General features: G+C 72.8%; 14 protein-coding genes and 1 riboswitch. Of the genes, 12 read left to right on the top strand and 2 right to left on the bottom strand.

Annotation, left to right across the window (positions count from 1 at the left end):
* Positions 1 to 189: 189 nt before the first annotated feature.
* Both purN and purH read left to right on the top strand, forming a co-directional pair.
* On the top strand, positions 190 to 828 hold the full coding sequence (purN, locus tag ACFYOJ_RS10735) for a phosphoribosylglycinamide formyltransferase (RefSeq protein WP_356556961.1): 639 nt from the start codon (positions 190 to 192) through the stop codon (positions 826 to 828).
* Entirely contained in the window at positions 825 to 2,396 is a 1,572-nt protein-coding gene (gene purH / locus ACFYOJ_RS10730; protein WP_356556962.1) for a bifunctional phosphoribosylaminoimidazolecarboxamide formyltransferase/IMP cyclohydrolase, read from the top strand. The genes purN and purH overlap by 4 nt, the downstream gene beginning before the upstream one ends.
* Positions 2,397 to 2,771: 375 nt before the next feature.
* Here the strand turns inward: purH and ACFYOJ_RS10725 are convergent, their stop codons facing one another.
* Positions 2,772 to 3,320 (bottom strand): hypothetical protein, encoded by a 549-nt coding sequence (locus ACFYOJ_RS10725; RefSeq protein ID WP_356556963.1) that lies wholly within the window; start codon positions 3,318 to 3,320, stop codon positions 2,772 to 2,774.
* 277 nt (positions 3,321 to 3,597) lie between these two features.
* Here ACFYOJ_RS10725 and ACFYOJ_RS10720 point away from each other — a divergent pair, with 277 nt between their 5' ends.
* The 4 genes from ACFYOJ_RS10720 (at position 3,598) to ACFYOJ_RS10705 (ending at position 8,293) form a co-directional block, all read left to right on the top strand.
* The gene (locus ACFYOJ_RS10720) at positions 3,598 to 4,452 is read left to right on the top strand and encodes a bifunctional methylenetetrahydrofolate dehydrogenase/methenyltetrahydrofolate cyclohydrolase (protein ID WP_356556964.1); all 855 of its coding nucleotides are present in this window, start codon (positions 3,598 to 3,600) and stop codon (positions 4,450 to 4,452) included.
* Positions 4,453 to 4,465: 13 nt separating this feature from the next.
* Complete coding sequence (locus ACFYOJ_RS10715) at positions 4,466 to 5,023, top strand: DUF3017 domain-containing protein (protein WP_388596565.1); 558 nt, start codon at positions 4,466 to 4,468, stop codon at positions 5,021 to 5,023.
* 508 nt (positions 5,024 to 5,531) lie between these two features.
* A complete protein-coding gene (locus ACFYOJ_RS10710; RefSeq protein WP_356556966.1) occupies positions 5,532 to 6,737 on the top strand; it encodes an XRE family transcriptional regulator in 1,206 nt (401 codons plus the stop codon).
* 566 nt (positions 6,738 to 7,303) lie between these two features.
* Positions 7,304 to 8,293, top strand: a complete 990-nt coding sequence (locus tag ACFYOJ_RS10705) for a malate dehydrogenase (protein ID WP_356556967.1) — start codon at positions 7,304 to 7,306, stop codon at positions 8,291 to 8,293.
* Between the two features lie 111 nt (positions 8,294 to 8,404).
* Here ACFYOJ_RS10705 and ACFYOJ_RS10700 read toward each other — a convergent pair whose 3' ends face one another.
* Positions 8,405 to 8,947, bottom strand: a complete 543-nt coding sequence (locus ACFYOJ_RS10700) for a carboxymuconolactone decarboxylase family protein (RefSeq protein ID WP_356556968.1) — start codon at positions 8,945 to 8,947, stop codon at positions 8,405 to 8,407.
* Between the two features lie 47 nt (positions 8,948 to 8,994).
* Between ACFYOJ_RS10700 and ACFYOJ_RS10695 the strand changes: the two genes are divergently transcribed.
* The 6 genes from ACFYOJ_RS10695 to ACFYOJ_RS10670 all read left to right on the top strand — a co-directional run bounded on the left by ACFYOJ_RS10695 (position 8,995) and on the right by ACFYOJ_RS10670 (position 15,500).
* A complete protein-coding gene (locus ACFYOJ_RS10695) occupies positions 8,995 to 10,386 on the top strand; it encodes a PLP-dependent aminotransferase family protein (protein ID WP_356556969.1) in 1,392 nt (463 codons plus the stop codon).
* Between the two features lie 78 nt (positions 10,387 to 10,464).
* Entirely contained in the window at positions 10,465 to 10,803 is a 339-nt protein-coding gene (locus tag ACFYOJ_RS10690) for a hypothetical protein (RefSeq protein ID WP_356556970.1), read from the top strand.
* 5 nt (positions 10,804 to 10,808) lie between these two features.
* Positions 10,809 to 11,993, top strand: coding sequence for a glutathionylspermidine synthase family protein (locus tag ACFYOJ_RS10685; RefSeq protein ID WP_356556971.1), 1,185 nt, complete (start codon positions 10,809 to 10,811; stop codon positions 11,991 to 11,993).
* 74 nt (positions 11,994 to 12,067) lie between these two features.
* A riboswitch (ZMP/ZTP riboswitch) is annotated at positions 12,068 to 12,157 on the top strand.
* Positions 12,158 to 12,188: 31 nt separating this feature from the next.
* Positions 12,189 to 13,634 carry a glycine hydroxymethyltransferase gene (locus ACFYOJ_RS10680; protein ID WP_356556972.1) on the top strand — a complete coding sequence of 482 codons (1,446 nt, stop codon included), beginning with the start codon at positions 12,189 to 12,191 and terminating at the stop codon, positions 13,632 to 13,634.
* 100 nt (positions 13,635 to 13,734) lie between these two features.
* Entirely contained in the window at positions 13,735 to 14,748 is a 1,014-nt protein-coding gene (gene trpS, locus ACFYOJ_RS10675; RefSeq protein WP_356556973.1) for a tryptophan--tRNA ligase, read from the top strand.
* Between the two features lie 173 nt (positions 14,749 to 14,921).
* On the top strand, positions 14,922 to 15,500 hold the full coding sequence (locus tag ACFYOJ_RS10670) for a 2'-5' RNA ligase family protein (RefSeq protein ID WP_356556974.1): 579 nt from the start codon (positions 14,922 to 14,924) through the stop codon (positions 15,498 to 15,500).
* Positions 15,501 to 15,502: the final 2 nt, after the last annotated feature.

The raw sequence follows: 15,502 nt of genomic DNA, 5'->3' as shown, positions 1-15,502 counted from the left end.
CTCCGCAGACGCTACCTTCCGGCCACGCCCCCGTCCCGAGGGGGCCGTCAGGTGTGCCGGTATCGTTGCTGACGGTCGGCCGCTTCGTAGACTTCCCCGTATCCCGGGGCGCGAAGCGTTCGTAGGAACGCACAAACCGGCGAACGGGCCGACCGCACAGACCCGCTCCCCCCGAGAAAGGCCCCCACCGTGGCCGCCAAGCCCGTGGCCCAGCGAGCCAAGCGCCTAGTGGTGCTGGTCTCCGGATCCGGCACCAATCTGCAGGCGCTCCTCGACGAGATCGCCGCCACCGGCGTCGAGGCCTACGGGGCCGAGATCGTGGCCGTGGGCGCCGACCGCGACGGCATCGAGGGCCTCGCGCGCGCCGAGCGCGCCGGGCTGCCGACCTTCGTGAGAAGGGTCAGGGACTACGGGAGCCGCGAGGAGTGGGACGCGGCGCTCGCCGAGGCCGTCGCCGCCCACGAGCCGGACCTCGTCGTCTCGGCCGGGTTCATGAAGATCGTGGGCAAGGAGTTCCTGGCGCGGTTCGGGGGGCGGTTCGTCAACACCCACCCCGCGCTCCTCCCCAGCTTCCCGGGGGCCCACGGCGTGCGGGACGCGCTCGCGTACGGGGCCAGGGTCACCGGCTGCACCGTCCACTTCGTCGACGACGGCGTCGACACCGGGCCGATCATCGCGCAGGGCGTGGTGGAGATCCGGGACGAGGACGACGAAGGCGCTCTGCACGAGCGCATCAAGGAAGTCGAGCGAAGGCTGCTCGTCGATGTCGTGGGGCGGCTCGCCCGCAACGGCTATCGCATTGAGGGACGAAAGGTAGTTATCCAGTGACCGCCACCGCCGAGAGCTCCAAGCGGGCCATCCGTCGCGCACTCGTCAGCGTCTACGACAAGACCGGGCTCGAGGAGCTCGCCCGCGGGCTCCACGAGGCGGGCGTCGAGCTCGTCTCCACCGGGTCCACCGCCGGCCGGATCGCCGCCGCCGGCGTCCCCGTCACCAAGGTCGAGGAGCTGACCGGCTTCCCCGAGTGCCTGGACGGCCGCGTCAAGACGCTGCACCCCAAGGTGCACGCCGGCATCCTCGCCGACCTGCGTCTGGAGAGCCACCGGCAGCAGCTCGGCGAGCTGGGCGTGGAGCCGTTCGACCTGGTCGTGGTGAACCTGTACCCGTTCCGCGAGACCGTCGCCTCGGGCGCCACCCCCGACGAGTGCGTCGAGCAGATCGACATCGGCGGCCCCTCGATGGTCCGCGCCGCCGCCAAGAACCACCCCTCCGTCGCGGTCGTCACCAGCCCGGACCGGTACGCCGACGTGCTGTCCGCGGTGAAGGACGGCGGCTTCGACCTCGCCGCCCGCAAGCGGCTGGCCGCCGAGGCGTTCCAGCACACCGCCGCGTACGACGTCGCCGTCGCCTCCTGGTTCGCCTCCGAGTACGCTCCCGTCGACGAGTCGCGGTTCCCGGACTTCCTCGGCGCCACCTACGAGCGCGCCCACACCCTGCGCTACGGCGAGAACCCGCACCAGCCCGCCGCGCTCTACACCGCCCCCGAGGGCGGCGGCCTCGCGCAGGCCGAGCAGCTGCACGGCAAGGAGATGTCGTACAACAACTACACGGACACGGACGCCGCCCGCCGTGCCGCGTACGACCACGACGAGCCCTGCGTCGCGATCATCAAGCACGCCAACCCGTGCGGCATCGCGGTGGGCGCGGACGTCGCCGAGGCGCACCGCAAGGCGCACGCCTGCGACCCGCTGTCCGCGTTCGGCGGCGTGATCGCGGTCAACCGCCCGGTCTCCAAGGAGATGGCCGAGCAGGTCGCCGAGATCTTCACCGAGGTCATCGTCGCGCCGGACTACGAGGACGGCGCCCTCGAAGCCCTCACCAGGAAGAAGAACATCCGCGTGCTCCGCGCCCCCGAGGCGCCCGCCGCCCCGGTCGAGGCCAAGCCGATCGACGGCGGCGCCCTCCTCCAGGTCACCGACCGCCTCCAGGCCGAGGGCGACGACCCGAAGACCTGGACCCTCGCCACCGGCGAGGCCCTGTCCGAGGCGGAGCTGGCCGAGCTGGCCTTCGCCTGGAAGGCGTGCCGCGCCGTCAAGTCCAACGCGGTCCTGCTCGCCAAGGACGGCGCCTCGGTCGGCGTCGGCATGGGCCAGGTCAACCGCGTCGACTCCGCGAAGCTCGCGGTGGAGCGCGCGGGCGCCGAGCGCGCGCAGGGGGCGTACGCCGCCTCCGACGCGTTCTTCCCCTTCCCGGACGGCCTGGAGATCCTCACCGCGGCGGGCGTCAAGGCCGTGGTCCAGCCCGGCGGTTCGGTCCGTGACGAACTGGTCGTCGAGGCGGCGAAGAAGGCCGGCGTGACGATGTACTTCACCGGGACACGGCACTTCTTCCACTGACCGGCACACGAGGGCGCCCCGGTGCACCGGCACCGGGGCGCCCTCCGTCGTGCGCCTCGTGGACAGGTCCTGCCCGGACGCTGCCGAACAGCCCGCGAAGAACAGGAACACGCCGGTCCACAGCGGCAGCCGCACGACGTCGCCGTTGCTGTCGCTGTCGCCGTAGCCGTAGAAGGATCCGCCCGGATGACGTCCAGGCTCTCCGCGTCGATGGGGCCCTGCGGGTGGTGGATCAGGACTCTCCCCGCCCGGCAGCGGTTCGTGAGCGCGGCCGGCGCAGGGCCGTGACGCACCGGGGCCGTGTCCCCCTCGTACGGGCTCGTACGGTGGGACACGGCCCCGGCAGGTGAAGGGCGCGGAAGCGTTCCGCGGCCGTCAGTAGCGCGGGCGCTTGAACCACGCGGCGCCCTTGGAGTTGCCGACGAACACGGCTATCAGGATGCCGAACACCAGGTGGATGATGCCGAACACGGTGAACGGGTAGACCGCGATGATGGCGGTGAGGATGCCGAAGACCAGGGTGGTGACGCGCAGCCCGTTGCCGCCGGAGTTGAACTTCGCGGCCAGCACCGCCGCCCAGACACCCCAGGCGAGTGCGAGGAGCATGACGCCCCACAGCACACCGGTGGAATAGTCGGCCAGTTCGTCGAACGCGGGGTCCTCCTTGGCCTGGCCGACGGCCACGGCCCCGAAGGCGAAGAGGGCCGTGCCGATCACCTGGAAGCCGACGATCACCCAGAGCAGGACGCGCGCGGTGCTGACGGTGCCGGGCATCGTGGTGGGCGCGGCCCCGTAGGGCTGCTGCACCGGCGGAGCCTGGGGGTAGCCGTAACCGGGCTGGCCGGAGGGCTGCTGCGGCTGGCCGTAGCCCGGCTGCTGGCCCTGCGGCGCACCGTAGGGGTTGTTCGGGTCGCCGAAACTCATGGCGGTACTTCCTCCGTTGCTTTCACGTGCGGGGACGACGCGTGGCGCGATGCGGAGGAAGAGTTCTGCGAAGCGGTTCGTCCCCCCGGTACGGCCCCGCGGCACTGTGCCGCCTCATCGTTCTCGACCGGTCTCTTTCTTGTCCAGCCCGGTCACAAGGTGTTGTGCAAGTGCAACCTCGCTGTTCACGACCGGGACCGGCGGAGAGGTGCCGGGGAGGTGACCGGATGGTGGCCGGATTGGAACCGGGGGCCGGTCATCCGCGAGGATGGGGGGCATGACCGCCCAGATTCTCGATGGCAAGGCCACCGCAGCCGCGATCAAGTCCGAACTGACCGCCCGCGTGGCGGCGCTGAAGGAGAAGGGCGTCACGCCCGGCCTCGGCACCGTCCTGGTCGGCGACGACCCCGGCAGCCAGAAGTACGTCGCGGGCAAGCACCGCGACTGCGCCCAGGTCGGCATCGCCTCCATCCAGCGTGAACTGCCCGGCACGGCCACCCAGGAGGAGATCGAGGCGGTCGTCCGCGAGCTGAACGAGGACCCGGCCTGCACCGGTTACATCGTCCAGCTGCCCCTGCCCAAGGGCATCGACGAGAACCGCATCCTCGAGCTGATGGACCCGGACAAGGACGCGGACGGCCTCCACCCGATGAACCTCGGGCGTCTCGTCCTGGGCGAGCCGGCCCCGCTGCCCTGCACCCCGAACGGCATCCTCACCCTGCTGCGCCGCTACGGCGTGGAGATCAAGGGCGCCGAGGTCGTGGTCGTCGGCCGCGGCGTCACCATCGGCCGCCCGATGCCGCTGCTGCTCACCCGGCGCAGCGAGAACGCCACCGTGACCCAGTGCCACACCGGCACCCGCGACCTGTCGGCCCACCTCAAGCGCGCGGACATCATCGTCGCCGCGGCCGGCTCCCCGCACCTGATCCGCGCCGAGGACGTCAAGCCCGGCGCGGCCGTCCTCGACGTCGGCGTCTCCCGCAACGCCGAGGGGAAGATCGTCGGCGACGTCCACCCGGACGTGGCCGGGGTGGCCGCCTGGATCTCCCCGAACCCCGGCGGCGTCGGCCCGATGACCCGGGCTCAGCTCCTGGTCAACGTGGTCGAGGCGGCGGAGCGCAGTGCCGGCTGAGGGACGCCGCGCGATGCCGGCCGGGTCCGGGAAGGGAACCGGGGGCGACGACGGACGCCCGGAGACGGAGCGCCCGGAGAAAAAACCCCCGCCACAGGAGTCCCCGGTGCAGGAACCCCCGGCGGAGGAGCTCACCGTCCGGGACCCCGTCAGCGCGCCCGACGCCGAGGGCAGGCCACGGCGCGTCACGCGCCGGTTCCCCCTGTTCACGCGGGACACCGCGCGCCCCGAGGGCGGTGGCCGGGCCGCGGGCCGCGACGCCCCGGCGCCCGTCCGGCAGTGGCCGGTGCTCACCGTGGTGGGGCTCGTCGGGACCGGCCTGCTGCTGACCGCGCTGGACGTCTTCCGGTGGGGACTGCTGCTGATCGGTGTCGCGCTGCTGATCGGTGCCGTACTGCGCTGGGTGCTGCCCGACGTCGGCATGCTGGCGGTGCGTTCGCGCTTCACCGACATCACCACCTGCACGGCCCTGGGCCTCGCCATCGTCCTGCTGGCGCTGATGGCCCAGCCGAAGCCCGTGCTGCAGATCCCGTTCCTGAAGGACGCCCTGCACTTCACGGTCAGCAGGTAGCCGGCCCGCGTACGGCGGCCCCTCCTCCACCCCCGTGGGAGAACGGGCCGCCGTCGCGACCCACCCTCCTGCACGCGGAACGCCCTGTTCAACGCCCGGCGGGCCGCTGTGGCACGGAAGTGACCATTCCGCTACCGAGTCCGTGAACGACGGGGATGCTTGCGCCGGGTGTGACCGTACATGTGCGTTCCGTACGGCGGTGCGGGACTTTCCGTACGGCGGTGCGGGCCGGTCCGTATCACGGGCGGGGGTTCCGTTCCGCGCGCGGGAGCGTCAGTGGGACACTGGACCGGGGACCGGCGGGCGTGCGACGGTGCATGCTCGCGATTTCTGTGCTCCTGTGCGCCCCCACCCCGGGAACTGAGATCCTGACCGGGCGCATCCCTGTGGGTAGCCAGAACGGGGACTCGGCGCGGGACGCCGCGCGCGTGGGTCACGGGGAACCGAGCGGGGAAGAAACAGCACGTCACCGGGGGAAGAGGGGGAAGCAGTGCCTCGTTGGAAGGCCTTGCCCGAGGAACTTGATCCGCAGATCAGGGAGTTCACCGGCCAGTTGCGCCGGCTCGTGGACCGGAGCGAGCTGAGCATCGCGTCGCTGGCCGACGCCACGGGCTACAGCAAGACGTCCTGGGAGCGGTATCTGAACGGCCGGCTGCTCGCGCCCAAGGGCGCGATCGTGGCCCTGGCCGAGGTCACGCGGACCAACCCGGTCCACCTGACCACCATGTGGGAGCTGGCCGAGCGCGCCTGGAGCCGCTCGGAGATGCGCCACGACATGACCATGGAGGCCATCCGGATCTCCCAGGCGCGCGCCGCGCTCGGTGAGCAGGGCGCCGCGGCCGGCTCGGGCGGTGGCCGCGGCGGCAGGTCCGGGCGGCGCGGCGGCGGGGCGGCGGCCAAGCCGGGCGTCGCCGGACCGGCGGGCGTGGCGCCCACGCTGCCGCCGACGGCGGTTCCCGTGCAGCCGACGGCCGCCGACAGCCCCGACGCGGCCGTCGGCCCGGTCCGGGGCGGCGGTACGTCCGGCGGCCCCTCCGACGGCAACTCGTGGGGCCTCGCGGGATACCGGGGGCCCGCACCGGCGGGCGAGCGCGTCCGGCGCCCCGGCGCCACGGCCGCGACGCCCGTCGCCGAGCCGGGACCGGCCCGCACCGGGGGCACCGGCACCCACGGCGGGTCCCCGCACGGCGCGAACCGGGGCCGCAACGGCACCTCGGGCGGCGGCGGGCGGACGACGACGCTCATCGCGGGCGTCGTCGGCGTGCTCGTCGTGATCGCGGGCGCCTTCTTCCTCCTGCAGGACGGCGACGAGAAGCAGAACGGGGCCGCCGAGCCCTCCCCGTCGCCCACCGCGAACACCAGCACCGCGCTGCCGCCCGGGGTCAAGTGCAGCGGCGACACGTGCACCGGCAAGGACCCGGAGACCATGGGCTGCGGCGGCGACCTGGTGACGACCGCCTCGTCCGCCACCGTCGGCACGGCGGCCGTCGAGGTCCGCTACAGCAAGACCTGCGGCACCGCCTGGGCCCGCGTCACCCAGGCCGCGCAGGGCGACGAGGTCCAGATCAGCGCGGGCGGCAGGAACGCGCAGACGGGCCGGGTCGCCGCGGCCGGCAGCACGGTCGCGTACACCCCGATGGTGGCGGTGAAGTCCGCGGCCGAGGCCGAGGCGTGCGTGACCCTGGCGTCGGGCCAGAAGGGCTGCACGGACTGATCCCCGCACCGTCCGCGTCCCGGCCCGGGACGCGGACGGAACAGAAAAATCTCCCGGCGCGGGCATGCTCCGCGTCCTTCCGGGCACGCGGACAGTACCCCCACGGGAGCCCGGTGACGGTGTCCCCGAACGGCGGCCGTCTTCGTCCCCCCTCTCCCGGACAGGCGGCCGCCTCTTCCCCGTCCGGCCCTCTCGCGTTCCCCGGCGCGCGCACGGCCGCTCCCGCACGTCCCGCCCGCTCTCCGGCCCGGACCCGCACACCCCCGCACGTCCCCGCCCGCGCGGCCGGACACGCCCCCCGTACGTCCGTCCGCCCGCACACCCGGCCCCCTCCGGGTGACCCGCGCGCGGCGCTGTGGGGTGGGCCACACCGACCCGGACGTCCCGGACACCGCGGGCGCGATAGCCTGACCGCTGGATCTCTCTTGACGCCAAGAGATCGATCACCCGTCGGTGATCCATCCGTACCGGTGATCGATCATCACGGCGGTCCGGTCACGAGCCGGAGCGGGATCCCGCACCCGGGGCAGGGACGCCCCACCGCCAGCTGTCATACGGAGAACGCCATGACCCGCACTCCCGTGAACGTCACCGTCACCGGCGCGGCCGGCCAGATCGGTTACGCCCTGCTCTTCCGCATCGCCTCCGGCCAGCTGCTCGGCGCGGACGTGCCGGTCAAGCTGCGCCTGCTGGAGATCACCCCGGCGCTCAAGGCCGCCGAGGGCACCGCGATGGAGCTGGACGACTGCGCGTTCCCGCTCCTGCAGGGCATCGAGATCACCGACGACCCGAACGTCGCCTTCGACGGCGCCAACGTCGCCCTCCTCGTCGGCGCCCGCCCCCGCACCAAGGGCATGGAGCGCGGTGACCTCCTCGAGGCCAACGGCGGCATCTTCAAGCCGCAGGGCAAGGCCATCAACGACCACGCCGCGGACGACATCAAGGTCCTCGTCGTCGGCAACCCGGCCAACACCAACGCCCTGATCGCCCAGGCCGCCGCCCCGGACGTACCGGCCGAGCGCTTCACCGCGATGACCCGCCTCGACCACAACCGCGCGCTGACCCAGCTCGCGAAGAAGACGGGCACGTCGGTCGCCGACATCAAGCGCCTGACCATCTGGGGCAACCACTCCGCCACCCAGTACCCGGACATCTTCCACGCCACCGTCGCCGGCAAGAACGCCGCCGAGGTCGTGAACGACGAGAAGTGGCTGGCCGACGACTTCATCCCGACCGTCGCCAAGCGCGGCGCGGCCATCATCGAGGCCCGCGGCGCCTCCTCGGCCGCCTCCGCCGCCAACGCCGCCATCGACCACGTCCACACCTGGGTCAACGGCACCGCCGAGGGCGACTGGACCTCCATGGGCATCCCGTCCGACGGCTCCTACGGCGTCCCGGAGGGCCTGATCTCCTCCTTCCCGGTCACCTGCAAGGACGGCAAGTACGAGATCGTCCAGGGCCTGGAGATCAACGAGTTCTCCCGCGCCCGCATCGACGCCTCCGTCAAGGAGCTGTCGGAGGAGCGCGAGGCGGTCCGCGGCCTCGGCCTCATCTGACGCACCCCGCTTCACCGGTGATCCCCGGCCCCGCCACCACGGCGGGCCCGGGGATCACCGCGTTCCGGACGCCCCCGCGCTCACCCTGCCGTCACCCGTGCTGTCCCGTCGTCACCCGTGCTGTCCCGGCGTGTAGTGACCCGGCGTCAGGCGGCACGTCACGCCGAAGCGGTTCCAGGCGTTGATCACCGTGATCGCGGCGATCAGGTGGGCCAGCTCGGTCTCGTCGAAGTGCTCGGCGGCCTTCTCGTACACCGCGTCCGGCACGAAACCGTCCGTCAGGACGGTCACCGCCTCGGTCAGTTCGATCGCCGCGAGCTCCTTCTCCGTGTAGAAGTGCCGTGACTCCTCCCAGGCGGAGAGCTGCACGATCCGCTCCACGCTCTCGCCGGCCGCGAGCGCGTCCTTGGTGTGCATGTCCAGGCAGAAGGCGCAGTGGTTGAGCTGCGAGGCACGGATCTTCACCAGTTCCTTCAGCTTCGGGTCCAGACCCCGCCCGGCCGCCTTCTCCAGCCCCAGCATCGCCTTCCAGACCTCGGGGGCGTGCTTGGCCCACTCCAGCCGGGGCGCGACCTCCGGGGCGAAGGAGTCGGAGGAGGCGGCGGGGGAGGCGGAGGCGGCGGTGGCGGTGTTCTCGTTCGTCTTCGTCGTCATGCCCTCGAGACTAGGAGCAAGGCGGCCCACGGGTATGGTCCACTTCCATGGCGGAATCATGGGCCACTTTCGGCGTGGACCTGCATCTCGACCGGTCGGGACCCGGACTGCGCCGGGGCCTGACCGACGCCCTGCGCGAGGCGGTCCGCAGCGGCCGGCTGGCCCCCGGCACCCGGCTGCCCTCCTCGCGCTCCCTCGCCGCCGACCTGGGCGTGGCCCGCAACACGGTGACCGAGGTCTACGCCGATCTGACGGCCGAGGGCTGGCTCACCGCCCGCCGGGGCTCCGGCACCCGCGTCGCCGACCGCACCCCCGCCACCCCCGACAGCCGGCCGGCCCCGCACCGCCGGGAGCCGGCCCCGCCCGCCTACGACCTCGTCCCCGGCACCCCCGAACTGGCGTCGTTCCCCCGCACCCGGTGGCTGAAGGCCGCCCGCCGCGCCCTGGCCGCCGCCCCCGACCGGGCCCTCGGCTACGGCGACCCCCGCGGCCGCGCCGAACTGCGCACCGCGCTCGCCGGCTACCTCTCCCGCGCCCGCGGCGTCCACGCCGTCCCCGACCGCATCGTCGTCTGCGCGGGCTTCGCCGGCGGCCTCGGCGTCCTCGCCGAGCTGCTGCGCCACCGGGGCGTGCGCTCCGTCGCCGTCGAGTCCTACGGCCTGCCCCACCACCGCCGGCTGCTCACCCGCGCGGGCCTCGGCACACCCCCGCTGCCCTTCGACGACCACGGCACCCGGCCCCCCGGCGACGGACCGGCCGCCGCCGGGGCCGTGCTCCTCACCCCCTCCCACCAGTTCCCGATGGGCCTCACGCTGCCCCCCGAGCGCCGCACCGCCCTGATCGACCACGCCCGCCGCACCGGCGCACTGGTCCTGGAGGACGACTACGACGGCGAGTTCCGCTACGACCGCCAGTCCGTCGGCGCCCTCCAGAGCCTCGACCCCGACCGCGTCGTCTACCTGGGCACCGCCAGCAAGTCCCTCGCCCCCGGGCTGCGCCTGGGCTGGCTGGTGCTGCCGCCCGCGCTCGTCGAGGACGCCATGGACGCCATGGCGGGCCGCGCCCCGGGCGTCCTGGACCAGCTGACCCTCGCGGAGTTCCTCCGCTCCGGCGACTACGACCGGCACGTACGCGCCGCCCGCCTGCGCTACCGGCGCCGCCGCGACGCCCTGGTCGCCGCCCTCGCCGAACGCGCCCCCGGGGTACGCGTCACCGGGATCGCCGCCGGGCTGCACGCCGTGCTCCGGCTCCCTCCCGGCACCGAGCAGCAGGTGGTCCGCGCCGCGGCCTGGCACGGACTCGCCGTCCACGGCCTGTCCGTCTTCCGGCACCCCGAGGCGGACGTGGCCCCGCTGGACGCCCTGGTCGTCGGCTACGGCACCCCGCCGGACCATGCCTGGACGGGGGCGCTGGACGCGCTGTGCCGGGCGCTGCCGTAGAGTCCCCCGGCGGCGCGGTCGTACACTCGACCGGTCCAACTGCCGTACCGGACACCACGTGACGGGGGAAAGACGGACATGGCACAGACCCGACGGCGGCTGCGGTCCAGCACGGTGGTGCTCGGCGGCATGGGGGTGCTCGCGGCGGCCCTGAGCGCGTGCGGCTCGGACCCCGACCGCCGCTGCGTGGACCGCGACAGCTACGACCACCTCAAGGGCTACGAGGTCGTCTCCGACAAGAACTGCAGGTCCGGCTCCTCCGGCAAGAGCCGCAAGACCTCGCGCGTCACGGACGCCGACTGGTACTACGACGCCGACGTCAGCAACGGCTGGGCCGACTCCGGCACCTTCAGCCGCGACGAGGCCGTCGACCGCGGCGGCTTCGGCTGCTCGGGCTCCGGCAGCGGCGGCGGCTGACCGCCGTGGAACGCCGTACCACCACCCCCCGCCCGGGCTGGCAGCGGACCGTCGAGGAACAGGGGCTCGTCTACCCCCTCACCCGCTTCCCCGACGGCTCCCTGCGCCCGTACTGGGACGAGAGCGCGTACTACGTCTTCTCCCTCCCGGAGGTCGAGGCGCTGGAGGAGACCGTCGAGGAGCTGCACCGCATGTGCCTGGCGGCCGCCGGGCACATCGTCGCCGCCGGCCGCTTCGCCGACCTCGGCATCACCGACCCGCGCGTCGTCCACGCGGTCACCGAGGCCTGGCACCGGCGCGCCGAACTCCCCTCCGTCTACGCCCGCTTCGACCTGCGCTACGACGGCACGGGCCCGGCCAAGCTCCTGGAGTACAACGCCGACACCCCGACCTCGCTGGTGGAGGCGGCCTCCCCGCAGTGGTTCTGGATGGAGGAACGGTTCCCCGGCGCCGACCAGTGGAACAGCCTCCACGAACGGCTCGTCGACGCCTGGAGGAAGCAGGCCGCCCTGCTGCCGCCCGGCAGCCCCCTGTACTTCGCGAACTCCGAGGCCGACGAGCTGGGCGAGGACCTGATGACGGTCGCCTACCTCAAGGAGACCGCCGAGCAGGCCGGCCTGGCCACCGAGTGGATCTCCATGGAGGAGATCGGCTGGGACCGCCTCTCCGGCCGCTTCGTCGACACGAAGCTCCGTTTCATCCGCAGCATCTTCAAGCTCTACCCCTGGGAGTGGCTCACCACCGACCGCTTCGCCGGCCACGTCCTGGACACCCTCGACAACGGCGGCGGCACCGGTACCACCCTGTGGATCGAGCCCGCCTGGAAGATGCTGCTCAGCAACAAGGCCCTCCTGGCGATCCTCTGGGAGCTGTACCCCGGCCACCCGAACCTGCTGCCCGCCTACCTCGACGGCCCCCGCGAGCTGGCCCGCACCACCGGCTACGTCGCCAAGCCCCTGCTGGGCCGCGAGGGCGCCGGAGTCACGGTCCACCGCCCCGGCACCGAGGCCCCCGCACGCACCGAGGCGTGCTGCTACCAGGAGCTCGCCCCCCTGCCCGACTTCGACGGCAACCGGGTCGTCCTCGGCGCCTGGGTCGTGGAGGACGAGTCGGCGGGCCTGGGCATCCGCGAGTCCTCGGGCCTGGTGACGGACGAGTACGCCCGCTTCCTGCCGCACGTGATCCTGTGAGTCTCTGACCCTGCGAGCCTCCCGCTCGCATGGTGGACGCCGGATCACCGCCGCGAGGGCCGCCCGGTAGGCTGACCCAGGGCCGTGACTGGCGCGCTGGGATGGGACCGACCATCGGGGAGCGGCCCGTACGGGAATGTGTGCCGTGCGCCTGGGCCGAACCGTGTACGCCGAACGCCACGTCCGGAGGTCCCCATGTCAGCAGAGCTTTCCCCCGCGTCCACCGCCTACCGCGCCGCCCTCGACGTGATCCGCGCCGTCGAGCCGCGCGTCGCCGACGCCATCGGCCAGGAGGTCGCCGACCAGCGCGAGATGCTCAAGCTGATCGCCTCCGAGAACTACGCCTCCCCGGCGACGCTGCTGACCATGGGCAACTGGTTCAGCGACAAGTACGCCGAGGGCACCGTCGGCCGCCGCTTCTACGCCGGCTGCCGCAACGTCGACACCGTCGAGTCCCTCGCCGCCGAGCACGCCCGCGAGCTGTTCGGCGCCCGCCACGCCTACGTCCAGCCGCACTCCGGCATCGACGCCAACCTCGTCGCCTTCTGGGCCGTCCTCGGCGCCCGCGTCGAGGTGCCCTTCCTGGAGAAGACCGGCGTCCGCCAGATCAACGACCTGTCCGAGGCCGACTGGGCCGAGCTGCGCCAGGCCTTCGGCAACCAGCGCATGCTCGGCATGTCCCTCGACGCCGGCGGCCACCTCACCCACGGCTTCCGCCCGAACATCTCCGGCAAGATGTTCGACCAGCGCTCCTACGGCACCGACCCCGCCACCGGCCTGATCGACTACGAGGCCCTGCGCGCCCAGGCCCGCGAGTTCAAGCCGCTGATCATCGTCGCCGGCTACTCCGCCTACCCCCGCCTGGTGAACTTCCGGATCATGCGCGAGATCGCCGACGAGGTCGGCGCGACCCTCATGGTCGACATGGCGCACTTCGCGGGCCTCGTCGCGGGCAAGGTCCTCACCGGCGACTTCGACCCGGTCCCGCACGCCCAGATCGTCACCACCACCACCCACAAGTCGCTGCGCGGCCCGCGCGGCGGCATGGTCCTGTGCGACGACTCCCTCAAGGACCAGGTCGACCGCGGCTGCCCGATGGTCCTCGGCGGCCCGCTCCCGCACGTCATGGCCGCCAAGGCCGTCGCCCTCGCCGAGGCCCGCCGGCCCGAGTTCCGGGACTACGCCCAGCGCGTCGTCGACAACTCCCGCGCCCTCGCCGAGGGCCTGATGAGGCGCGGCGCCACCCTGGTCACCGGCGGCACCGACAACCACCTCAACCTGATCGACGTCGCCACCTCCTACGGCCTCACCGGCCGTCAGGCCGAGCAGGCCCTGCTGGACTCCGGCATCGTCACCAACCGCAACGCCATCCCCGCCGACCCGAACGGAGCCTGGTACACCTCCGGCATCCGCATCGGCACCCCGGCACTGACCACGCGGGGTCTGGGCACCGCCGAGATGGACGAGGTGGCCGGCCTCATCGACCGCGTCCTGACGGCCGCCGAGCCCGGCACCACCAAGTCCGGCGCCCCCTCCAAGGCGTCCCACGTCCTGGACGGGAAGATCTCCGACGAGATCTCCCGCCGCGCCACCGACCTGGTCGCCGGCTTCCCGCTCTACCCGGAGATCGACCTCGGCTGACAACGCCCCGAAGGGGCACGGGGAACCGCGCGCCCGGCCGCGGCCGGCCCGCGGTTCCCCACCTCCGGAACCGCCCCGCGGCTCTGAGACAATGGGGGGCATGGTGAATGACCGTCCCCGCGTGCTCTCCGGTATCCAGCCGACCTCCGGCTCGTTCCACCTCGGCAACTACCTCGGCGCCGTCCGCCAGTGGGTCGGCATGCAGGACACCCACGACGCGTTCTACATGGTCGTCGACCTGCACGCGATCACGGTCCCGCAGGACCCGAAGGTGTTCCGGGAGAACACCCGGGTCGCCGCCGCCCAGCTCCTCGCGGCCGGTCTCGACCCGGAGCGCTGCACCCTGTTCGTGCAGAGCCACGTGCCCGAGCACGCCCAGCTCGGCTGGCTGATGAACTGCATCACCGGCTTCGGCGAGGCCTCCCGGATGACCCAGTTCAAGGACAAGTCCGCCAAGCAGGGCAGCGACCGCACCACCGTCGGCCTGTTCACCTACCCGATGCTGATGGTCGCCGACATCCTGCTCTACCAGGCCGACCAGGTCCCCGTCGGCGAGGACCAGCGCCAGCACCTCGAGCTGACCCGCGACCTCGCCGACCGCTTCAACCAGACCTACGGCGACACCTTCACCATGCCGAGCGCCTACATCCTCAAGGAGACGGCGAAGATCTACGACCTCCAGGACCCGACCGCCAAGATGAGCAAGTCGGCGGCCACCCCGAAGGGCCTGATCAACCTCCTCGACGAGCCGAAGGTCACCGCGAAGAAGGTCAGGAGCGCGGTCACCGACACCGACACGGTGATCCGCTTCGACCGTGAGAACAAGCCCGGCGTCAGCAACCTGCTGACGATCCACTCCACGCTCACCGGCACCCCGGTCCCCGAATTGGAGCAGCGGTACGAGGGCAAGGGCTACGGCGCGCTCAAGACGGACCTCGCCGAGATCATCGTCGAGTTCGTGACGCCCTTCCGGGAGCGCACCCAGGAGTACCTGGACGACCCGGAGACCCTCGACTCGGTGCTGGCCAAGGGCGCGGAGAAGGCCCGCGCCGTCGCCGCCGAGACCCTCGCCCGGGCGTACGACGGCATGGGATTCCTGCCCGCCAAGCACTGACCCGCCGGGCCGCCCCGAGCCCCCGGCGCGCCGCCGTAGCGCTGCACATCACTCCGGTTGCGCCTGCCCGGGGCAGGGCCGTGGCCGTACAGTCGATAACCGGGTGGCCGCACCGGCGGCCACCGTCGCGCGCCGGTGGGCGGGCGGCACCGACAGAACGACAGGGAGACGACGTGGGGACCGTAACGATCGGCGTGTCGATCGCGGTCCCGGAGCCTCACGGCAGCCGGCTTCAGCAGCTGCGCGCGGGCTTCGGCGACGCCGCGGCGCACGGCATTCCCACGCACGTCACCCTGCTGCCGCCGACCGAGGTCGACGGCGCGGCGCTGCCCGCGATCGAGGCGCACCTGGCGGAGGTGGCGGCCCGCGGCCGGCCCTTCCCGATGCGGCTGTCCGGCACCGGAACGTTCCGTCCGCTGTCGCCCGTGGTCTACGTCCAGGTCGTGGAGGGCGCCGCGGCCTGCTCCTGGCTGCAGGAACGGGTGCGGGACTCCTCCGGGCCCGTCCCGCGTGAACTGCAGTTCCCGTACCACCCGCACGTCACCGTCGCGCACGGCATCGACGAGGCCGCGATGGACCGCGCCTACGAGGAGCTGGCCGACTACGAGGCCCAGTGGCCGTGCACCGGCTTCGCCCTCTACGAGCAGGGCCCCGACGGGGTGTGGCGCAAGCTGCGCGAGTTCCCCTTCGGCAGCGCGGTCGTCCCCCCGCAGTCCGGCCGCGTGGAGAGCGGCTCCGTACCGGCCCGCTAGCC

It is taken from the genome of Streptomyces sp. NPDC006384 (genome assembly GCF_042870695.1).
Classification (GTDB): domain Bacteria; phylum Actinomycetota; class Actinomycetes; order Streptomycetales; family Streptomycetaceae; genus Streptomyces.
This window is presented reverse-complemented; position numbering and strand designations above follow the sequence as displayed.